Source organism: Lentzea sp. JNUCC 0626, from assembly GCF_043632865.1.
Lineage (GTDB): Bacteria > Actinomycetota > Actinomycetes > Mycobacteriales > Pseudonocardiaceae > Lentzea.
In genome coordinates this window covers 5,792,188-5,812,323 of record NZ_CP171635.1, presented here as the reverse complement: position 1 = coordinate 5,812,323, position 20,136 = coordinate 5,792,188, and the positions used below count along the sequence as shown (strand labels likewise).

At 67.8% G+C, this 20,136-nt stretch carries 17 protein-coding genes; 5 read left to right on the top strand and 12 right to left on the bottom strand.

Annotation, left to right across the window (positions count from 1 at the left end):
• Nucleotides 1-29: 29 nt before the first annotated feature.
• Nucleotides 30-1,064 carry a zinc-dependent alcohol dehydrogenase family protein gene (locus JNUCC0626_RS26070; protein ID WP_394613400.1) on the top strand — a complete coding sequence of 345 codons (1,035 nt, stop codon included), beginning with the start codon at nt 30-32 and terminating at the stop codon, nt 1,062-1,064.
• On the opposite strand, the gene JNUCC0626_RS26065 is transcribed toward JNUCC0626_RS26070, so the two are convergent.
• Nucleotides 1,048-2,535, bottom strand: coding sequence for a flavin-containing monooxygenase (locus JNUCC0626_RS26065; protein WP_394613399.1), 1,488 nt, complete (start codon nt 2,533-2,535; stop codon nt 1,048-1,050). The two genes, JNUCC0626_RS26070 and JNUCC0626_RS26065, sit on opposite strands and share 17 nt — an antisense overlap.
• 115 nt (nt 2,536-2,650) lie before the next feature.
• Between JNUCC0626_RS26065 and JNUCC0626_RS26060 the strand changes: the two genes are divergently transcribed.
• Nucleotides 2,651-3,226 (top strand): TetR/AcrR family transcriptional regulator, encoded by a 576-nt coding sequence (locus JNUCC0626_RS26060; RefSeq protein WP_394622099.1) that lies wholly within the window; start codon nt 2,651-2,653, stop codon nt 3,224-3,226.
• On the opposite strand, the gene JNUCC0626_RS26055 is transcribed toward JNUCC0626_RS26060, so the two are convergent.
• The 4 genes from JNUCC0626_RS26055 to JNUCC0626_RS26040 all read right to left on the bottom strand — a co-directional run bounded on the left by JNUCC0626_RS26055 (nt 3,192) and on the right by JNUCC0626_RS26040 (nt 7,563).
• Nucleotides 3,192-3,899 carry a type 1 glutamine amidotransferase gene (locus tag JNUCC0626_RS26055; RefSeq protein WP_394613398.1) on the bottom strand — a complete coding sequence of 236 codons (708 nt, stop codon included), beginning with the start codon at nt 3,897-3,899 and terminating at the stop codon, nt 3,192-3,194. The genes JNUCC0626_RS26060 and JNUCC0626_RS26055 overlap by 35 nt on opposite strands.
• Nucleotides 3,892-5,139: a MurT ligase domain-containing protein gene (locus JNUCC0626_RS26050; RefSeq protein ID WP_394613397.1), complete on the bottom strand. Its 1,248-nt coding sequence runs from the start codon at nt 5,137-5,139 to the stop codon at nt 3,892-3,894. Before JNUCC0626_RS26050 ends, JNUCC0626_RS26055 begins: the two co-directional genes overlap by 8 nt.
• Before the next feature lie 77 nt (nt 5,140-5,216).
• Complete coding sequence (locus JNUCC0626_RS26045) at nt 5,217-5,702, bottom strand: helix-turn-helix domain-containing protein (RefSeq protein ID WP_394613396.1); 486 nt, start codon at nt 5,700-5,702, stop codon at nt 5,217-5,219.
• Nucleotides 5,703-5,817: 115 nt separating this feature from the next.
• Nucleotides 5,818-7,563 carry an LCP family protein gene (locus JNUCC0626_RS26040; protein WP_394613395.1) on the bottom strand — a complete coding sequence of 582 codons (1,746 nt, stop codon included), beginning with the start codon at nt 7,561-7,563 and terminating at the stop codon, nt 5,818-5,820.
• Between the two features lie 389 nt (nt 7,564-7,952).
• On the opposite strand from JNUCC0626_RS26040, the gene JNUCC0626_RS26035 reads away from it, so the two are divergent.
• Complete coding sequence (locus JNUCC0626_RS26035; RefSeq protein WP_394622098.1) at nt 7,953-10,883, top strand: glycine--tRNA ligase; 2,931 nt, start codon at nt 7,953-7,955, stop codon at nt 10,881-10,883.
• 475 nt (nt 10,884-11,358) lie between these two features.
• Here JNUCC0626_RS26035 and JNUCC0626_RS26030 read toward each other — a convergent pair whose 3' ends face one another.
• From JNUCC0626_RS26030 to JNUCC0626_RS26010, 5 genes are all read right to left on the bottom strand, one after another.
• On the bottom strand, nt 11,359-12,147 hold the full coding sequence (locus JNUCC0626_RS26030) for a chitosanase (RefSeq protein ID WP_394613394.1): 789 nt from the start codon (nt 12,145-12,147) through the stop codon (nt 11,359-11,361).
• A 174-nt stretch (nt 12,148-12,321) separates the two neighbouring features.
• Nucleotides 12,322-13,107: a chitosanase gene (locus tag JNUCC0626_RS26025; protein WP_394613393.1), complete on the bottom strand. Its 786-nt coding sequence runs from the start codon at nt 13,105-13,107 to the stop codon at nt 12,322-12,324.
• A 115-nt stretch (nt 13,108-13,222) separates the two neighbouring features.
• The gene (locus tag JNUCC0626_RS26020; RefSeq protein ID WP_394613392.1) at nt 13,223-14,683 is read right to left on the bottom strand and encodes an alpha/beta hydrolase; all 1,461 of its coding nucleotides are present in this window, start codon (nt 14,681-14,683) and stop codon (nt 13,223-13,225) included.
• Nucleotides 14,684-14,736: 53 nt separating this feature from the next.
• Nucleotides 14,737-15,453 (bottom strand): MerR family transcriptional regulator, encoded by a 717-nt coding sequence (locus JNUCC0626_RS26015; protein WP_394613391.1) that lies wholly within the window; start codon nt 15,451-15,453, stop codon nt 14,737-14,739.
• A 170-nt stretch (nt 15,454-15,623) separates the two neighbouring features.
• Nucleotides 15,624-17,324, bottom strand: coding sequence for a S8 family serine peptidase (locus JNUCC0626_RS26010; protein ID WP_394622097.1), 1,701 nt, complete (start codon nt 17,322-17,324; stop codon nt 15,624-15,626).
• A gap of 230 nt (nt 17,325-17,554) precedes the next feature.
• Between JNUCC0626_RS26010 and JNUCC0626_RS26005 the strand changes: the two genes are divergently transcribed.
• On the top strand, nt 17,555-18,652 hold the full coding sequence (locus tag JNUCC0626_RS26005; RefSeq protein ID WP_394613390.1) for a sugar ABC transporter substrate-binding protein: 1,098 nt from the start codon (nt 17,555-17,557) through the stop codon (nt 18,650-18,652).
• A 44-nt stretch (nt 18,653-18,696) separates the two neighbouring features.
• Here JNUCC0626_RS26005 and JNUCC0626_RS26000 read toward each other — a convergent pair whose 3' ends face one another.
• Together JNUCC0626_RS26000 and JNUCC0626_RS25995 are read right to left on the bottom strand one after the other, a co-directional pair.
• Nucleotides 18,697-19,443: a hypothetical protein gene (locus tag JNUCC0626_RS26000; RefSeq protein ID WP_394613389.1), complete on the bottom strand. Its 747-nt coding sequence runs from the start codon at nt 19,441-19,443 to the stop codon at nt 18,697-18,699.
• Between the two features lie 32 nt (nt 19,444-19,475).
• Nucleotides 19,476-19,685, bottom strand: a complete 210-nt coding sequence (locus tag JNUCC0626_RS25995; RefSeq protein ID WP_394613388.1) for a hypothetical protein — start codon at nt 19,683-19,685, stop codon at nt 19,476-19,478.
• A gap of 239 nt (nt 19,686-19,924) precedes the next feature.
• On the opposite strand from JNUCC0626_RS25995, the gene JNUCC0626_RS25990 reads away from it, so the two are divergent.
• Entirely contained in the window at nt 19,925-20,131 is a 207-nt protein-coding gene (locus JNUCC0626_RS25990; protein ID WP_030468404.1) for a cold-shock protein, read from the top strand.
• The last annotated feature ends 5 nt before the right edge of the window (nt 20,132-20,136 follow it).

Below are 20,136 nucleotides of genomic sequence, written 5' to 3'. Positions count from 1 at the left end.
TGGGCAACGAGACATGAGGAGGGCTCCGCGTGCGGGCTACGACGATCTACGGCACCAAGGACATCCGCGTCGAGGAGGTGCCGGACGCGGCCGTCCAGGAGGCCACCGACGTCGTCGTCCGGGTCGAGCTCGCGTGCATCTGCGGCAGCGACCTGTGGGCGTACCGCGGCGTGGCGAAGCGCCAGGAGGGGCAGCGGATCGGGCACGAGTTCCTCGGCATCGTCGAGGAGGTCGGCAGCGCGGTGAAGTCCGTCAACGTCGGCGACCGCGTCATCGCGCCGTTCGTGTGGAGCGACGGCACATGCGCGTACTGCCAGGCCGGGTTGCAGACGTCCTGTCGCGCCGGTGGGTTCTGGGGCAGCAAGGGCAGTGACGGCGGGCAGGGCGAGGCGGTGCGGGTGCCGCAGGCCGACGGCACGCTCGTGCGGGTGCCCTCGGACGCCCCGGCGGCGCTGCTGCCCGCGTTCCTGAGCCTCAGCGACGTCATGGGCACCGGTCACCACGCGGCCGTGGGCGCGGGGGTCGGGCCCGGCAGCACGGTCGCGGTCGTCGGGGACGGCGCGGTCGGCCTGTGCGGTGTGCTCGCGGCCAAGCGGCTCGGGGCCGAGCGGATCATCGCCATGGGGCGGCACGAGGACCGAGCGAAGATCGCTCACCTCTTCGGTGCCACGGACCAGGTCGCCGAACGCGGTGAGGCAGCCGTCGAGCGGATCAAGGAGATGACCGGCGGGCTCGGTGCGTCGGCGGTGCTCGAATGCGTTGGCACGGAACAGTCGTGGGAGACCGCGATGGGCATCGTGCGCGACGGCGGCAAGATCGGGTACGTCGGTGTGCCGCACGAGATGCCGGGGCTGCCGCTGGGCAAGCTGTTCGGCCGCAACATCAACATCGGTGGTGGCGTCGCGCCGGTGCGCGCGTACCTGCCCGAGCTGCTCGCGGACGTCCTCGCCGGACGCATCGACCCCGGCCCCGTCTTCGACCGGACGGTCTCGCTCGACGACGTCGCCCTGGGCTACCAGGCGATGGACGAGCGGACCGCCCTCAAGGTCATCGTGCAGCCGTAGCCTTCTTGGCCGAGGTCAGCACGTAGTCCTCGGCGCGCACGCGCTTGGTCCGCATCCAGTACCGCCAGGTGAAGCCCGGCCACACGGTGCGGTTCACGCCCTGCGCGTCGAGGTACCAGCTCTTGCAGCCGCCCTGCGTCCAGACGGCCTTCGACAGCTTGTGCTGGATCTCGCGGTTGAACTCCTGCTGGGCCTCCACCCGCACGTCCAGCTCCGCTGCGCGGTGTTGGTCGAGGAGCCGGAGGCACTGGGAGATGTACCGGATCTGGGACTCGATCATGAACACGACCGAGTTGTGCCCGAGTCCGGTGTTGGGGCCCAGCAGGAAGAACAGGTTGGGGAAGCCGGAGACCGTGATGCCGAAGTAGGTCTCGATCCCCTTCTCGCGCCACTGCTTCGCGAGGTCGACGCCGCCCTTGCCCTGGATGTCCAGGTAGTCGAACGAGTCGACGACGTGGAACCCGGTGCCGTAGATGATGACGTCGACCTCGTGCTCGACGCCCGCACTGTCCACGACGGACTTCTCGCGCACCTCGGAGACCTTGTCCGTCACCAGGTCCACGCTCGGGTAGCCGAGCGCCGGGTAGAAGTCGTTGGAGATCAGCACGCGCTTGCAGCCCATCGTGTAGTCGGGCTTGAGCTTGCGGCGCAGTTCCGGGTCCGGCACCTGCTTCTTCATGTGCCGCAACGCGATTCCCTGCGCGAACTGCATGATCTTCGGGTTCACCGCGAACCCCAGCGCGGACGACTCGCGGGTCCAGTACACGAAGTTGCGGTACGCCCGTTGTGTGAACGGCAAGGCGCGGAACAGCTTCTGCTCCCAGCCGTTGATCGACCGGTCGGCCTTGGGCATGATCCACGGCGGCGTGCGCTGGAAGATCTTCATCGACGCGACCTGGCCCGCGATCTTCGGCACGAACTGGATCGCCGACGCGCCCGTGCCGATCACGGCGACGCGCTTGCCGGTCAGGTCGTAGTCGTGGTCCCACTGCGCCGAGTGGAACGTCTTGCCGGTGAAGTTCTCGATGCCCGGCAGTTCGGGGACGTTCGGGATGTGCAACGCGCCGACGCCCGCGACCAGCGCCTGGGCGGTGTAGGTGTCACCCTGCTCGGTCGTCACGGTCCAGAGCTTGGCCTCGTCGTCCCACCGCGCCCCGGACACCTTGGTGTTGAAGCGGATGTGCGGCCGCAGCCGGTACTTCTCGGTGACGCCCAGCAGGTAGTCCTGGATCTCGCCCTGCCGCGCGAACATCCGCGACCACTTCGGGTTCATCTCGAACGAGAACGAGTACATGTGCGACGGCACGTCGCACGCGCAGCCAGGGTAGGAGTTGTCCCGCCAGGTGCCGCCGATGTCGGCGGCCTTCTCCAGCACCACGAAGTCGTGCTCACCGCGGCGCTTCAGCTCGATGGCCATGCCGAGGCCGGAGAAGCCGGTGCCGATGACGAGCACTTTCGTCGTTCGGTGCATGGGGGAGTCCCTCCGCTCGCGGTGGCTACTTCGCAGTAGGTTACTCGAAGTAAGTTACGAGCGGTAGACTCCTTTCGTGACTGCTCCGCGGCGCCGCATGCCCAAGGCCCAGCGCATGGCTCAAATGCTCACGGTCGCGGAGGAGATCTTCGCCGAGCAGGGGTACCTGGCCACGTCGATGGACGAGATCGCCGAACGCGTCGGCGTCTCGAAGCCGATGCTCTACGAGTACTTCGGCTCGAAGGAAGGCCTGCTCATCGGGTGCATCCACCGGGCGCGCACCGAGTTGAGGGAGAAGACGGCGGCGGCGATCTCGGGCGCGCAGAACCCCGAGGAGTTCCTCCGGCTGGGGCTGCTGGCGTTCTTCGAGTTCATCGACGAGCACCGCAAGTCGTGGGCGCTGCTGCGGCAGGAGGCGGCCGTGGCCGTGCCGTCGGCACAGGAAGAGGTGGAAGGCATCCGTCAGCAGCAGACGGACATGATCGGGGCCGTGCTGGCGTCGTTCACGCCGGACATCGACCCGCTGGAGTCCGAGGCGTTCGCGGAGATAGTCGTCGGGGCGACCGAACGGCTCGCTGTGTGGATGGAGCGCAGGCCCAAAGTAGGACCTGCGCTCGCAACCGACTACGTGATGGCCGTGATCTGGCCAGGTGTTGCTAAGAGGCTGCCCGAACCCGCTCAGCCCGCATAGCGGTGACGGCGGGCAGGTCGATCGGAGCGACCTTCGTACCGGTGGCCCACTCGATCAGCATGTCCGCGAGCGCGGGGTTGCGCGGCAGCACCGGGCCGTGCAGGTAGGTGCAGACGATCCGGCCCTGCACGGCGCCCTCGACGCTGCCGTCGTTGCCGGTACCGACCTTGACGTGCGCCAACGGCCGTGCGGCCGGGCCCAGCGTGGTGCGGCCCTGGTGGTTCTCGAAGCCGATCAACGGGCCCGCGAACAGGCCGTTCGCCGGCTCCGCCACGACCTCGCCGATGGCACGGCTGCCACCCGCGTGCGAGGACGAGTCGATCAGGCCCATGCCGGGGTGCGTGACGTTGTCGGCGCGGGTGAAGCTCTCGCCGAAGATCTGGATGCCGGCGCACACGCCCAGCACCACGGCGTTCTTCGTGACGGCCCGCTGCAGACCGGGGTGCTCGCGCAGGTGCTTCACCGCCAGCGTCTGCGCGGTGTCCTCACCGCCGCCGACGACGTAGATGTCGCACGAGTCCGGCACCGGCTGGCCGTAGTTGATCGGCACGATCTCGGCCTTGATGCCGCGCCACTTCATGCGCTTCTCGAGGACCACGGCATTGCCGAAGTCGCCGTACGTGCCGAGGAGATCCGGCAGCACGAGCGCGATCTGGATTGTCGACTCACTCATCAGCGGCAGCCCTGGCATTCAAGTCGCGGAACGCGGTGTAGTTGGCGATGACCTCGACCGCGCCCTGGGGCATCTGGTCGATGGCCTTCAACGGGTCCGGCACGATCGTGTGCTGGACCTCGGCGTACGTGAGACGCACGGCCAGGTCGGTGGCGCGTTCGCCGGCGGCGATGACCGTGCGGCCCTGCAGGCGTTCGAACGGGACGTCCCACAGCCACGACAGGTCGCGGCCGTCTGCCTCCTGGGCGTTGATCACCAGGACGGCCGGGTGGTTGGCCTCCTTGACGACCGTGAGCGTCTCGCTCCAGCCCGCGGGGTTCTTCGACAGCAGCAGGCGCGCGCTGCGGCCGTTGCGCTGGATCGTGCGGTAGCGGCCGCTGACGTTGGAGACGCCGCGCAGGCGGCGCACCGCCTCGTCCGCGGGCACACCCATCGAGTGGGCCGCCGCGGCCGCCATGACGGCGTTGGCCTGGTTGAACTTGCCCGGCAGCGTGAGGCGCAGCTCCAGCTTGCGGTGCTCCGGCGTGATCATGGCCTCGTCGGCGGTGATCCAGCTCGGGTGCGGGCGCGCCAGGTCGCAGCCGGTGCAGTGCCAGTGCTCGCCCTGCCAGCGGATCGGGCTGCCGCAGCGCGGGCAGCTCGCCGAGTCGTGGTGCCAGCCGGTGCCGGTGGCGACCCACACGACCTTGGGGGCGTTCCAAGCCGCACTCGTCACCATCACGTCGTCGCAGTTGGCGACGATCGTGCAGTTCTGCAGCTTGTTGATGGCGTCGCGCAGCGAGCGTTCGATCGTGCGGACCTCGCCGACCCGGTCGAGCTGGTCGCGCGACAGGTTCAGGATCACCGCGACCGACGGGTGGCTGGCGCCCGCGACGGCGGGGAAGTAGGCCTCGTCGCACTCCAGCACCGCGTACGGCGCGTCCGGCTGCTTCGAGAGCGCCGTGACGTGGCCGTCGGGCATGTTCGCGCCGCTGTGGTTCGTGGCGACCTCGCCCAGCGCGCCCACGGCCCTCGCCAGCATCATCGTGCTGGTGGTCTTGCCGTTGGTGCCCGTGACGACGGCGACGTTGCGGCCCTGCGTGAGGCGGGCGAGCGCCTGCGGGTCGAGCTTCAGCGCGACCCGGCCGCCGATCATGCCACCGGCGCCGAGGCCCATCTTCTGCGACAACGTGGAGCTCAGGTTGCCCAGCTTCACGGCGGCTGCGGTCCGCAGAGGGAGGCGGGCGGGGGAATCGTTCACCCCAAAGACTCTACCGGCGTTGGGTTTTGCCCCTTTCGGACGGCCGCCAGCGTTGGTGTGAACGGGGTTCGGTACAACTACCGGCTCAGTCCGCGCAGGATCCGGATGAGCTCCACCGTCGGCAACTGGCACAGCTGAGCCATGTTCTCCAACGCGGGGAGATCGAGGTGGATCTCCGGGGACGCACCCGGCGGCAACGCGTGCAGCCGGCCCGCCGCCCACCGCTTCAACGGCAGGATGCGCGGGTTGTCGCTCGCGGCGATCGCGGTGAGGCTCAGCGTCAGGTGCCCTGCCGGGGTGTCGCCGAAGAAGCGTTCGTGCACACGAGCGAGGACTTCGTGCGCCGGCACGTCCAGGGCGTGACAGATCTCCACCAGGCGCACGACGGAACACTGCCGCGTGCCCAGCTCGTACGTCGCGAGCGTCTGCAGCGAGATCTCGGTCTGCAACCGCTTGTTCAGTTCCTTGCGGGTCCATCCGCGCTGCTTGCGAAGGCTGCGGATCTCATCACCGAGCACGCGCTGGTACGCCGCTGTGTCGATTTGGCCGTTCGCAGTCTGCACTGGTCCCTCCACCCCGTGAGCGGGTCTCACGGTGATGGAAGGCGCTGGTGCTTCGTCGCTTACGCAACTTACTGGGAGAATCCCCCGAACGGGCTATACATCTCTACTCTCAGTATCAGTTTACGCAGCGCACGCCGTCTGCGGAGATGGGCGGAGGGGCCGCGGGGTCAGCCGGTTGCTGACGCGCACCGTCCAGGGCGAGCAGTCCGGATCCGGCGAAACCCTGCGATCCGGGACCCGAGTAGTCGGAGCCGAGGAAGACGCGGGCCGCGCCGGCGGGCACGTTCACGTCCTCTTCGATCTTGACGCCGCCGAGGGCCTCGGAGACCGCGTTCGCGCCCGCCTCGCCGCCCTTGCCGTAGCGGACGACCGACTTCGCCATGGCGTCGGCGTTGCCCGTCTGGCCGCCGGTGAAGCCCTTCGCGGTGAGCGAGTTGAGCACCGTGGCCGCGAGGCCGGGCCTGCCGGAGGCGTTGCGGACGTCCACGGTGACCGAGGCCTTGTCGAACTTCGGGTCGGCGGGGGCGTTCGACGCGGGTGCCTTGCCCAGGTTCTTGACGAACGTCTTGACGTCGGCGGCGTCCACCTCGACCGCCGAGCCGTCCTCGGGCGTCTCCAGGTCCGGCCTGCCGGTCGGGATCGTCTGGAACGTCATGTTGCCGCCCGTCATGTCCTTCATCTGCAGGGCGAACTTGGTGATGTCCCAGCCGTCGTCGAGCACAATCGCGCCGCTGACGGCCTTGATCATGTCGTTGCGCTTGGTGCTGTCCGTGAGCACGCCCGCCGACAGCATCTTCTTGGCGAGGCCCGCCATGAAGACCTGCTGGCGCACGACGCGGTCGAGGTCGCCCATCGGGAGGCCGTGGCGCTGCCGGACGAACGCGAGCGCGTTCTTGCCCTCGATGGTCTGCTGGCCCGCCGGGAAGTTCGCGCCGGAGAAGCTGTCGCGGACCTTGGTGTTGAGGCAGACGTCGATGCCGCCGATGGCCTTGGTGATCTCGTAGAAGCCGACCAGGTTGACCTCGGCGTAGTGGTCGATCGTCGCGCCGGTCAGGTCCTGGATGGTCTGGATGAGGTTGTTCGCGCCCGCCTTGCGCGACTCCATCTCGACCTCCGGCCCCTGCTTGCCGCTGCCCTGCAGCTTCTCGGCCGCTTCGTTCTTGGCGTAGCCGTAGGCAGAGTTGATCTTGTGTCGCCCAAACCCTCCCGCGATCTTCACGTAGGAGTCGCGCGGGAACGACACGGCGTACGCCTTGCCGCTGTCGTTCGGGATGTGCAGCAGGATCAGCGTGTCGGTGTTGAACCCGCCGTCGTCGCTGCCACCCGCCTGCAGTTCGTTGAGGATCTCCTGCGGCAGCGGGTTGCCCTTGGAGTCGGTGCGGCTGTCCATGCCGACGAGCAGGATGTCGACCGCGCCGTCGGCGGGCTTCTCGGCGGCCTCGGCGAGGTTCAGGTCCTGTTTGGTGAGACCGTCGGTCAACGCCGTGAGGTTCTGCCACGCGATGCCGGTGACCAGCAGGATCGTGGCCGACAGCATGCTGAGGAAGATCTTGGCGCCGGTGGACGCGCCACGCTGGGCGCTGCTCGGCCTGCGAGCGGCCGCGGGCCTGGGGCGCGGGCGGGGTGCGGCGGCTTTCGCCTGCGCGGGCGTGGTGCGGACCGTCGGGCGGTCGGCGACCGGACGCGGGCGCGGCGCCGACGACGTGGCGCGGGGAGGGGCGGTGCGGCCGACGGACGCCCGGCGCGGCGGCTCGGAGCGGTTGGCCGACTCGCGGTCCGCGGACGTGCGGCGGGGAGGTTCGCTGCGGGCGGCCGAGTCACGCCGAGGGGGTTCGCGGCGGGGAGGCTCCGAGCGCTTCACCGGTTCCCGGCGCGGAGGTTCGCCGCGGTTGGACGCCTGGCCGCGCGGCGGTTCCGCACGTTTCTGGGGATCCCTGCGGGGCGGATCGGCCCGGCCCGGCTGCCGGCTCGGCGGCTGGTCAGAGGCACGCGGAGGCGTCTGCGGGCGGCGGGGCTGGCCCGCCTGGGGGCGCGGGGTGGCGGAGGGTCGCCTGGGATTCCCGTTCGGGTCTCCTGGCCGCGGCGGCCGGTTGTCCACACCCACTCCTCTCAGCACATCCGGGTACTCCAAGTAGACGTGCGGGAGGTCCACTCGGTTGTGCACAGGGTGACACAGTGGCGGAGACCACCCGATTCAGACCCCCTGACCAGCGGTTTTGTCTGTTTCGTAGACTCGTTGCCGTGTTGACGATGCAGGACGCGCTGCTCGCGCTGACCAAGTACTGGACCGACCGAGGTTGCATCGTGGTGCAGCCGTTCAACACCGAGGTCGGGGCGGGAACGCTGAACCCCGCCACCGTGCTGCGGGTGCTCGGTCCCGAGCCGTGGCGCGTCGCGTACGTGGAGCCGTCCGTGCGGCCCGACGACGCCCGCTACGGCGAGAACCCGAACCGGCTGCAGACGCACACCCAGTTCCAGGTCATCCTCAAGCCCGACCCGGGCGACCCGCAGGAGCTCTACCTCGGTTCGCTGGAGGCGCTGGGCATCGACGTGCGCGCGCACGACGTCCGCTTCGTCGAGGACAACTGGGCCTCGCCGGCGCTGGGTGCCTGGGGCCTCGGCTGGGAGGTCTGGCTCGACGGGCTCGAGATCACCCAGTTCACGTACTTCCAGCAGGCCGGCGGCATGACGCTCGACCCCGTCTCGGTGGAGATCACCTACGGCATCGAGCGCATCATGATGGCGCTGCAGGGCGTCGACCACTTCAAGAAGATCGCCTACGCACCCGGCATCTCCTACGGCGAGGCGTTCGGCCAGGCCGAGTACGAGATGTCCCGCTACTACCTCGACGACGCCGACGTCGAGGCCAACAAGCGCCTGTTCGAGGAGTTCGCCGCCGAGGCGCGGCGGATGCTGGACGCGCGCCTGCCGGTGCCCGCGCACAGCTTCGTCCTGAAGTGCTCGCACATCTTCAACGTGCTGGACGCGCGCGGCTCGATCTCGACCACCGAGCGCGCGCGTGCGTTCGGCCGGATGCGCGGGCTGGCGCGTGAGGTGGCCGGGTTGTGGGCCGAGCGCCGGGCCGAGCTCGGGCATCCACTCGGGGTTGCCGCGTTGCCGGCGGTCGTTGCTCCTCCTTCGTCCTTTGAGGACGTTGTGGCGCCTTCGACGTTGTTGTTCGAGATCGGTACCGAGGAGCTGCCGCCCGCTGAGGTCGTTCGGACCGTTGCCGCGGTGCGGGAGGCCGTTGCCGGGAAGCTCTCCGGTACGCGGTTGACGCACGGCGAGGTGACCGTGCACGGCACGCCGCGTCGCATTGTCGTTGTGGTGCCTGCTGTTTCTCCGCGCGAGCCGGACGCCGAGCGGACTGTGCGAGGGCCTCGGGTTTCTGCCGCTTTCGACGCGGACGGGAACCCGACGAAGGCCGTGCAGGGCTTTGCTCGTGGTCAGGGTGTCGAGGTGTCCGCTCTGGGGCGGGTGGTCGAGAACGACGTCGAGTTCGTGGCGTTGACGAAGACCGATGCCGGGCGTGGGGCCGTCGAGGTGTTGAGCGGGCTGCTGGCCGAGGTCGTTGTCGAGCTGCGGGCCGAGAAGAACATGAAGTGGAACGACCCGAAGCTGTCGTTCACCCGGCCGATTCGGTGGTTGCTCGCGTTGCTGGGGCAGACGCCGGTGCCGGTTTCTGTTTCTTCGTTGTCCGCCGGTACTTCTACGCGGGTGCATCGGACTGCGGACGCGCCGGTTGTGCCGGTTTCGTCTGCCGACGGGTACCTGGAGTTCCTCGTCTCGCACGGGATTCAGGCTGATGCTTCGGTGCGGGCCGCCTCGATTGTTTCGGCCGCTCAGGAACTGGCCGCTTCGGTTGGGGGTGTGGTCGAGGTCGACGGGCTGTTGGACGAGGTCACGAACCTCGTCGAGTGGCCCACGCCGATCCTCGGGTCGTTCGAGGAGCGGTACCTGGAGCTGCCCGGTCAGATTCTGACCACCGTCATGCGCAAGCACCAGCGGTACCTGCCGGTTCGCGCGGCTGACGGGTCGTTGTTGCCGCACTTCGTGGCTGTGGCCAACGGGTCTGTGGACGCTGATCTGGTTCGAGCGGGCAACGAGGCTGTGCTGCGGGCTCGGTACGAGGACGCTGCCTTCTTCTGGCGGGCTGACTTGAAGACGCCGTTGGAGGAGATGAAGGCCGGGCTGGCGAAGCTGACGTTCGCGGACAAGCTCGGGTCGATGGCGGATCGTGCTGGGCGGATCGCCGCCCTGGCCACACGGTTCGCTTCCGTCGTCGAGGTGGACGGGGAGACGTTGGCGCGGGCCGGTGCGCTGGCCAAGTTCGACCTCGGGTCGCAGATGGTGATCGAGCTGTCGTCGCTGGCCGGTGTGATGGCGCGCGAGTACGCGGTCCGGGCAGGGGAGACGCCCGAGGTCGCGGTGGCGTTGTGGGAGATGGAGTTGCCGCGTTCTGCCGGTGACACGCTGCCTTCGTCGGTGCCCGGGGCGTTGTTGTCGTTGGCCGACCGGTTCGACCTGTTGGCCGGGTTGTTCGGGATCGGCGCTCAGCCGACCGGGTCTTCCGACCCGTTCGGGTTGAGGCGGGCGGCTCTGGGCGCGGTGACCGTGCTTCGGGCGTTCCCCGATCTGCGGGCGATCACGTTGCCGGTGGCGCTTTCGCTTGCCGCCGAGGGGCTTTCGGTTTCTGCCGAGGCTCTGGAGACCGCTCGGGAGTTCGCGGTTCGGCGGTACGAGCAGGCGTTGCTGGATGCCGGGCACGAGCACCGGTTCGTGCAGGCCGTGTTGCCGTTGGCCGATTCGCCGGTGCTGGCGGATGAGACGCTTTCGCAGTTGGAAGCGTTGGCCGGGGATGAGTCGTTTGACGCGTTGGTGGCGGCGTTGCAGAGGGTCCGGCGGATCGTGCCGTCGGATGTCGAGGCCTCCTACGACGCCTCGGTGTTGTCGGAACCCGCCGAGGTGGCGCTGCACAAGGCGTTCGACGGGGTTTCCCGGGACGGTGTCGGGCTGGCGGCGTTCTTTGCTGCTGTTGAGGGGCTGACCGGGCCGATCAACACCTTCTTCGAGGAGGTGCTGGTGATGGCTGAGGACGAGTCGGTGAAGGCGGCTCGGCTCGGGTTGCTGGCATCGATTCGGGACTTTGCTGCGCCTGTGTTGGATTGGACTCAGCTGTAGGTCGTCGGGTCGAGTCGCGTGCGTTGGGTGGCGGTTCCAGCGGGGTTGGTTGCGTTCCTGAGGTTCCGTCACCTTGCGAGGGTGGTCCGGCGGGTCGTGACGTTTGAAGTGGGTTGCGATTGGGGCTTGACCTTGAGCCTCTAGCTGGATGCTGATCGGCCTCAAAAGCCGGGGTCCACAAGCGTCCCCGGCCGGGCTGACATGTTGGCATCCAGCCCCTCAAGGTCAAGCCCCAATCGCCATGAACGGCGGAACCGGTTCCCAGAGCTGATCAGCCCGTTCGGGCTCGCTTCGCGTCGCCACGCCAGGATTCGTAGGTGGTTGGCGTGCGTTGGTGGCCGCCGGTTGCGTGCGCGCGCCGGGCTAAGACGGTGGTCACCTTGCGTTGGCGACTGCGGTTGCGTTGTGAGTTGAAAGCGAAGAGGGACGCCCCTGTCGGAGCGTCCCTCTTCTGCTGTGGTGCTGTGCTTGCTTGCTAGTTGATGCTGAAGCTGTCGCCGTAGACCTTCCACTTCAGCGGGGTCTTCAGGTCGAAGTTGCCCGCCTTCAGCCAGACGCGCTGCGCCGTTTCGATGCGCGAGACGTCCTCGTGGGCCGCTTCCTGCTTCATGGCCCAGACTCGGGCGTCCATGAAGGCGTTGAGCCACGTGGTTTCGTTGCCGCCCTGTGACGGGGGCTTGGCCTTGCCGAGGGCGCGCTTGCGGATGTTGGTGAAGCTCGTCTTGTCGCCGCCGTCGCCGTGCACGACGATTGCGTCGTAGTAGGCGAACTGGCCCAGGGCGCGCACGCCGTCGGCCTTGCCTTGGGCTACGGCCGGGTTGAAGTAGACGCGGTCGCGCTCGGATTCCTGGGCGGCCTTGAAGGTCGAGTCCTTGGCCGCGGTCTTCCAGTCCTTGGTGAAGTTCGGGTCGAGGCCCGAGTGCGAGTCGGTGCCGTTCACCTTGCGCAGCGCCGGGAGGTACTTCTCCAGGACGTTGCCGGGCTTGCGGGATTTGTAGAGTTCGACGAGGTCGAGCATGTCGCCGGTGCCGCTGCAGAAACCGATGATGCCCGCCGTGTAGCCGCGGCCGTCGTCGATGTCCTCGATGTAGCCGAACTGCGCTTTCCAGTCCGTGGAGGAGTTCTCCGCGCTGGACACGATTTGCATCGCGATGTCCTTGAGGCGCGGCTCGTCGAGGTTGGCTGCTGAGGCGGTGCCAACGGTGGTGGTGAAGAGAGCGGCGCACGTCAGCAGTGCGGCCGCGAGGCGACCAGTGATTTTCACGAAGTTCCCTCCGGGGCAGGGATTGTGGGGGCCCGGGCGGCGTGGGAGCAACGGTAAGGGGTGTAGACCTTTATTGGCAAGAGTCTTTACTAATTCGCGAAACGGACAATTGCCGTTCTGGGAGGCAATCCGGCGGAAACGCTTGTGTGTGAACGCTTCCGCCGGATCGTCAGGTCACCTGATGTCGAACTGCTCGCCGTAGACGTGCCACTGGAGGGGGCGTTCCAGGTTCAGCTTGCCCTCGTTGAGGAAGCGGCGCTGGGCTGTGTCGACGCGGCTGGTGTCCTCGTGGGCCGGTTCCTGCTTCATGGTCCACACTCGGGCGTCCAGGAACGCGTGCAGCCACTGGGTTTCGTTGCCGCCCTGAGCCGGCGGGCGGGCGCCCGTGTTGAGGGCGCGTTGGCGGATGGACGAAAAGTCCAGATCGCCCCAACCGTCACCGTGCATCACGATTGCGTCGTAATAGATGAATTGGCCGAGGGCTTGGACGCCGTCCTGCTTCGCCCTGTTCACGGACGGGGTGAAGTAGACGCGGTCGCGTTCGTGTTCCTGGGCGCCCTGGAACGTGCCGTCCTGGGCCGCCTGCCGCCAGTCCTGCTGGAAGTTCGGGTCCAGGCCGTCGTGTGACGGGGTGCCGTTCACGCGTTCCAGGGCCGGGAGGTACTTCTCCAGGACGTTGCCGGGGGACCAGTCGCGGTAGAGGCGGACCAGGTCGAGCATGTCGCCGGTGCCGCTGCAGAAGCCGATGATGCCCGCGGTGTAGCCGCGGCCGTCGTCGATGTCCTCGATGTAGCCGAACTGCGCGCGCCAGTCCAAAGAGGAGTTCTCCGCGCTGGACACCAGCTGCATCGCGATGTCCTTGAGCGCCGGGTCGTTCAGGTCCGCGGCCTGGGCGGTGCCTGGCGTGATCAACGCCGCCGCGCAGACGAGTGTTGCGGTGAGCCTTGTAAACGTCTTCATGCCGCTCCGTTCCACAGTGGACTCGGCGGCGACGTTGGTGCGGGAGCCAAGCTAGCGTGAGAGCGCTCGCACGACAAGGGCCGGCCCGCGGGAAGCGGACCGGCCCTGTCAGTGATCAGCCAGTTTCAGCTGCGCACTTGGTGTCGTTCGGACGTTCGCCGCCGAGCAGGTACGCGGTGACCTTGTCGTTGGCGCACTTGTTCTTGCCGAGCGCGTAGGCGCCGTGACCACCCTGGTCGATGGTGATCAGCGCGGCCCGGTCGCCGAACGCGCGGCGCGTCGACTGGGCGCCGACCAGCGGCGTCGCGGGGTCGCGCTCGTTCTGCACCAGCAGCACGTTGCGCGGGCCCTTCTCGGACGGCAGGACCTGCTTCTCGACCGGCTTCGGCCAGAACGCGCACGGCTGGATGTTCGCGGCCGCCGCACCGAACATCGGGTGCTTGATGCGGTCGATCGCGACGTTGCGCTCGTAGGTGCTGACCGAGGTCGGCCACGCCGAGTCGCCGCAGATCACGTTCAGGCGACCGGCCAGCAGGGCCTGCACGCGCGCGACCGGCGGGTACTCCTCCGGCGGCTGCGGCTTGCCGGTGTCGAAGGCCTGCCACGACTCGGCCATCTTCTTGAACGTCGCGTCACCCGTGGCGTAGAGCTTCGTGAAGACGGTGAAGCGGAACAGCTTGCCGTCGATGCCCTCCACCGAAGGCTTCTTGTCCAGGCGGGCGGCCAGCTCGAAGAACTTGGCCTTCACCTGCGCGGGCGTCGTGCCCAGGTTGTACTCAGGGTGCGCCGCCGCCCACTTCGCGAAGTCCGGGAACGTGTCCTCGACGCCGCGGCCCATCAGCCGGCCGCCCTCGACGTCCCAGCCGGTCTTCGGCAGGTTGCTGTCGATCACGACGCGGTCGGAGGTCTTCGGGAACAGCGTGGCGTACACCGAACCCAGGTACGAGCCGTAGGAGTACCCGAGGAACGACGCCTTCTTCTCGCCCAGCGCCGCACGGGCCGTGTCCAGGTCACGCGCGATGTTCTGCGTCGTGTTGTACGGCAACGCCTCGGCCGAGGCCGACTTCAGGCACTGCTCGGCGATCTGCTTCACCTCGGCGGCGCGCTGCCGCACGTCGGCGGAGTTGTTGGCGTACGGCGGAACGCTGCCGTCCGCCATCTGCTCCTCGGTCATGTCGCACGTCGACGGCGAGCTGTAGCCGATGCCGCGCGGGTCCATGCCGATCACGTCGTACGCGTCGAGCACGCTCTGCGGCAGGCCCAAAGCCTTGAGCACGAACGGGAACGTCAGGCCCTCGCTCGGCCCGCCCGGGTTGGTCAGCAGGATTCCCCTGCGCTTCTCCGGGCTCTTGCTGGCGAGGCGCGAGATCATCACCTCGGTCTTGCGGCCTTCCGGCTTGCGGTAGTCGAGCGGCACCTGCATGGTCCCGCACTCGAGACCCTCCAGCGCCACGTCGGACGGGCACGCGGCCCACTTGATCTCCGTGATCGGCGTGGTCGCCGACGACACCCCCGGCGTGATCACCAGTGCTGCTGCCGCGGTCACCACCGCGGCCAGCGACATCGTTTTTCGCATTAGCAAATACCTCCCCGACGACGCGCCCCCTCGGCGCGCCAAACCAATGAAAGTCAGCCGTTCATGCGGACGAGAACGTCCAGCTGGGCCTTGTTGTAGAGCTCGACCAGGACCTTGATGACCGTGCGTCTCGCGTGCTCCACACCGCGCGGCGCGTCGCTGTACAGGCCGGCCGGATCCGGGAACGCGGCCCGCATCTCGGCCATGTACGGCATCGCTTTCATGCCGTCCGCCACGCGTTGCCGGGTCTCCTCGTCCGCGTCCTCCGGCAGGTTGTCGAATGCCACGACCGACGGATCCCGCGAGTAGTCCTTCAACGTCTCGGCGTAGCGCGCCAGCGTCTCCGGCGAGAGCAACTGGGCCAGCACCACCGTGAACGACCGGTCCTGCGGCGACAGGTTCGCGTCCGCGATCATCGCCGCGACGTCCGGCGGCAGATCGGTCGGTGTCTCCTGCCGCAGGACCAGCGCGAGATCCGCGCGGATCTGTTGCAGGCGTTCGATCTGCGCGGCCAGTTCCGCGTCGAGCTCGTGCAACGCCTCACGGGGGTGCTCGTCGCCGTCACCGAGTTCGGCGATCTGCGTGAGCGACAACCCGAGGTCGTTGAGGCGCTTGATCCTCAGCACCCGCACGAGGTGGTCCACGCCGTAGCTCTTGTAGCCGTTGGCGCGGCGTTCCGGCTCGGCGAGCAGGCCCACGTCGTGATAGTGCCGGATCGTGCGCAACGTCGTGCCGGCGAGATCGGCCAGCTGACTGGTGCTCCACCCCACGACGTTCCTCCTCTCCGGCTCGCTGACATGACCCAGTTGAAACTATGCCGCTACGGCACGGTCAAGGCAGAACGGATCTTTCCGACGAAGGTGTCGGGGACGGTCCACTTTCGTCGCACGCAAAAGGCCCCCGGCAAGACACCGGGGGCCTTTTGTCGCGTTACCAGGACTTACAGGAACTGGCCACCACGGGTGACAGCGCCGTAAGCGTCCACGATGCCGTGGCCGTAGAAGCCGTTGAACTTCGCGTCACCCTCACAGGTGGCGTCGAACTCGGCCGGACGGCCCACGTTGACGTACGACACGGTGCGCGGGTTCGGGCAGGCGCGCTGCGTCGCGGTCTTGAGCAGGACCTTCTCGACCTTGTCGGGGTCGAGGGTGAGGCCCGGGTTCTTCTTGTCCTTCTTGCCGTACTGGCTGACGATCAGCGCGGCGACACCAGCGGCGTGCGGGGCGGCCATCGAGGTGCCCTGCAGGTACTGGTAGTAGCCGACCTTGTCGCCCTGCACGGCCTTCTTCACGCCGACGGCGAGACCCGCCTCCGTGATGTTGCCGGCCTCGTCGATCGCGCCTTCGGCGAGAGCGACGTTGCGCGGGTAGGTTGAGAGGATCAGGTTCTCGTTGGTGCGGTACCACGGCGTGCCGAGGCCGTCGCGGAAGTAACCACCGGGAGCCGAGACCGCGGTCTGCTCGAGGCCGTAGTTCGAGTAGTCGGCCTTGAGGGTCGACGGGCCGAGAGCCGACACCGAGATGACGTGGTTGCCCTCGGTCGGGAGGTTCAGGCAGTTCGCGTTGTCGACCGGACGCGGACGGGCGTGACCCGGCGGGTAGTTCGGGCTCGCGACGTCCTGGCGCGGCTTGCCCAGGTCCTCGTGATTGTTGCCGCCGGCGCCGATCAGCGTGACGCCCTTCTTGTGCGCGTAGTTCAACGCGCGCTGGACGGACTTGATGATCGTGCGCTGCTCCAGCTGCTCCTCGGCGGTGGCCGTGGGGTCGTTGGCGCAGTTCATGTACCACGGGTCGACGTAGAACGACATGTTGATGACGTCCAGGCCGATGTCGGCGCCGTAGGTGAGGGCGTCGACGACGGGCTGCAGGAAGAACGAGCCCGCGTCCTGGCCGCCGCGGATGTTGACGAGCGACACGCCCGGTGCGACACCGGAGATGCCGAAGCCGTTGGCAGCGGCGCCGATGGTGCCGGCGACGTGCGTGCCGTGGCCGCCGTCGTCCCAGTTGGCCGGGTCGACACAACCGCGGAACTCACACGGGCCGTCGAACACGCCACCATCGGAGTCGTTCGGGATGTCGATGGTGAAGTTGCGCGAGAGCTCGTTGTTGAAGTTCGGCGCGATGTCCGGGTGGGAACCGTCCACACCGGTGTCGAGAATGCCGACGTACACGCGCTTGTCGCCGGCCTGCTTGGCCCGGGCGATGTTGGAGCGCACCAGGTTCAGACCCCACAGGTCCCCGTCGAGCGGGTCCATGCCGGCGGTCGAGCCCTGCTGGGCGGGAGCCTTGTTCGGCTTCTCGCCCTTGTTCTCCTTCTCGACGTTGTCCTGCTTGATCTTCGCGGCCTTCGCCGCGGGCGCGTGCCCGATCGGCGTGGTCCGCGCGGCGCCGACGATCTCCTTCGAAGCGGAGACCTTCTCCACGAAGCCGTTCGCGGGCGCCTTGACCGTCAGCAGGCCGACGGCGTCGTTGCTCCGCAGGACCTCGCCACCGGCCGCTTCCACGGCGTCGATCGCGAAGTCGCGGTTACCGGGTTGTTCCAGAAGGACGGTGTACTCCGTCGCCGGCCCGGTCGTGGCCGGCGCGGCCCCCGCCGCCGAAGTGCCCGCGGCGATCAGCGACACCGTTGCCGCCACCGCCATCACGGTTCTGCGCGTTCTCACCTAGCTGTCTCCTCACACCCGGTCAGGGCTGGATCCAACAACATCGGCGCGGCCCCCGATTGCCGCCCAAGTTGGACACACTGACACGAAAATTCGCCTCGCATCAGCACCTTTCGTACGGAATCGAACTGTAGCCGATCGGAAGCGGAGCGTGATGTTATGAGAAGAAATCTTGACTTAACAAGATTCAAGCGCTGGACTTCGCGATTATGCGAAGACGGGTAATGGCATCGTCGGCGTGCCTGCTCTTTCTCCTCTCTGCCTGCGGTAGTGCTGGTCAGGGTTCTCCGACGCTGCCCACGCGCGGTCCCAAACCAATCGTCGGGGTAATCCTTCCTGACCGAACGACTTCCGCGCGTTGGGAAGAGCAGGACCGGCCGCTGCTCACGCAGGCGTTCAACTACGCGGACATCGAACCGTTCATGGAGAACGCCGAGGGCGACGAGGCGAAGTTCGCGCAGATCGCCGACGAGATGATCCGGCGCAAGGTGAAGGTCCTGATGATCACGCCGTTGTCGGCGGCGGGCGGCCTCGCTGTGCAGAAGAAGGCGAAAGCCGCGAACATCCCGGTCATCGACTACGACCGGGTGACGCTCGGCGGCCAGGCGGAGTACCACGTCGGGTTCGACAGCGTGAACGTCGGCCAGCTCCAGGCCGACGGTCTGCTGGAGTGCCTCGGCAGCAAGCCGGGTGCGCAGATCATCGAGATCGAGGGCGCGCCGACCGACCACAACGCCACGCTCTTCACCCAGGGCCAGAAGTCGCGGCTGTCGTCGAAGTACGACAGCGGCGCGCTCAAGCTGGTGAAGTCGCAGCCGGTCGACAACTGGGACAACGAACTCGGCGGGCAGCTGTTCGAGCAGATCCTGAACGAGAACGGCGGCAAGGTCGACGGCGTGGTCGCGGCGAACGACGGCCTCGCGGGCGCGGTCATCGCGGTGCTCAAGAAGAAGAACCTCAAGGTGCCGGTCACGGGACAGGACGCCACGATCGACGGTCTGCGCGCGGTGCTCGCGGGCGACCAGTGCGTCACGGTCTACAAGCCGGTGCGCGACGAGGCGGAGGCGGCCGCCCGGCTCGCCATCGCCATCGCCAAGGGCGACCTGGACGGTGCCGATGACCTCGCCACCGGCAACCTCCGGGACCCCGTGTCGCGGCGCGACATGAAGTCCGTGCTGCTGGGTGCCACGTTGGTCAAGAAGGATTCGGTGCGCGGACTGGTCACCGAGGGGATCGTGAAGGCGGCCGAACTGTGCGCCGGCGATCTCGGACCGGTGTGCGCGCAGCAGGACATCGTCGGCGGGTGAGCGCGGTGGCGTGAACCGGCCGCAAGGGTTCACGCCACCGCGCTCTACGGCCTGTCCTGGTCGGGCAGGTCGTGACGGCCCGAGATGAACTCCTGCACGGCGATCTTCGCCCGGATGATCGGCTGTCTGATCCGCGCCTCCCGGCGGTAGGCGCGGCTCAGCTTCCGCGAACCCTCGGGGTACCGCCAGCGCGCCCACGGCGATCCTGGCCGTGCGAGCCGCACGGCGCCCACCGCGGGCACCACGGGGACGAGCAGACCGAGCAGGCCCGTCCAGATCTTTCCCTTGAGCAGCGCCACGATCGCGAAGCAGAGGTTCACCCCGATCGCGATCACCCGGAGCGTGAACGTCGACGCGGGCGTCGTCTCCGGGTTGAGCTGGAGCACCTCGTCGTAGCCGAGCGGGCGGGCGCCCAGCAGGAACGTGCCGGTGAGGCCGATGGCGAGGAACACGGCGTCGACGGACAGCCGGCCCGCCTTGGTCCAGTAGACGTCCCGCAGGTGCAGGATGAGCGCGAACTCGTCCAGCACCAACGCCGCGCCCACGCCGAGCCCGGCCGCGGCGGCCAGCCTGGCGCCGTACATGTCGTCCGGGATCACCAGACCCGTGACGCTGGACAGCAGCATCAGCACCGTGCCGAACACGACGTGATGCACGTGCGTGTCGCCGTGCACGAAGTTTCCCGGCCACCAGCGGACCTTCGCCCTGATCATGCGCACGCTGATGCGGATGAACACGAAGGTGGTCACCAAACCGATGAAGAAGAAGAGCAGTCTCTCGCTGCCGGTCACACCACGGCCCCCTGGGTCAACGACCCTCCAGGTTACCGGTTGTCGTTGATGTTGACGTTGCCGTGCACGTTCCCGATCTGGAGCACCGTGCCCACGATCTGGTTGTGAACGGAGTTCCCGTCGCTGTGACGGGGGCGCTTCGCGGGCCTGACGGCGACCTGCTTGGAGGTGAGAGCGGAGAGGGATCCGGCGGCGTGGGGCGCGACGGTGACCGTGATCGACATCGTCGTCAGCTCGGACACCGGGACCTCCGTGCGGTCGTTCGGGGTCTCACGGTAGCAGTGAGATTGATGGCTCGACTGCGACCAGGGAGGCGTGGTTGACTGTCCAAGGTCGTACGTTTCGTGTTCGTGGACAAACCCCGCTCGCGGAACGAGGTCGCGAGTTGTGCGGTTTCTCCAGGTTCCGGAGAGAGCGCTCTTTCGACTTGACCCGGTGGTCGCGAGCGCGATCCGGCACCTGTTAGAGGAGAAGTAGCAAGATGGCAGTACAGGGCACCGTCAAGTGGTTCAACGCGGAGAAGGGCTTCGGCTTCATCTCCCCCGACAACGGTGGCGCCGACGTGTTCGTCCACTACTCCGAGATCCAGATGAACGGCTACAAGGCTCTCGAGGAGAACCAGCGGGTCGAGTTCGAGATCGGTCAGGGCCAGAAGGGCCCGCAGGCCCAGGGCGTTCGCGCCGTCTGAGTCTG

Bases quoted from the DNA above. Each gene is read 5' to 3' on its own strand.
- JNUCC0626_RS25990 (WP_030468404.1), top strand. From the start codon at position 19,925: ATGGCAGTACAGGGCACCGTCAAGTGGTTCAACGCGGAGAAGGGCTTC.
- JNUCC0626_RS26055 (WP_394613398.1), bottom strand. From the start codon at position 3,899: ATGAGTGAGTCGACAATCCAGATCGCGCTCGTGCTGCCGGATCTCCTC.
- JNUCC0626_RS26025 (WP_394613393.1), bottom strand. From the start codon at position 13,107: ATGAAGACGTTTACAAGGCTCACCGCAACACTCGTCTGCGCGGCGGCG.
- JNUCC0626_RS26010 (WP_394622097.1), bottom strand. From the start codon at position 17,324: ATGGCGGTGGCGGCAACGGTGTCGCTGATCGCCGCGGGCACTTCGGCG.
- JNUCC0626_RS26035 (WP_394622098.1), top strand. From the start codon at position 7,953: ATGCAGGACGCGCTGCTCGCGCTGACCAAGTACTGGACCGACCGAGGT.
- JNUCC0626_RS26060 (WP_394622099.1), top strand. From the start codon at position 2,651: ATGGCTCAAATGCTCACGGTCGCGGAGGAGATCTTCGCCGAGCAGGGG.
- JNUCC0626_RS26020 (WP_394613392.1), bottom strand. From the start codon at position 14,683: ATGCGAAAAACGATGTCGCTGGCCGCGGTGGTGACCGCGGCAGCAGCA.
- JNUCC0626_RS26005 (WP_394613390.1), top strand. From the start codon at position 17,555: ATGCGAAGACGGGTAATGGCATCGTCGGCGTGCCTGCTCTTTCTCCTC.
- JNUCC0626_RS26065 (WP_394613399.1), bottom strand. From the start codon at position 2,535: ATGCACCGAACGACGAAAGTGCTCGTCATCGGCACCGGCTTCTCCGGC.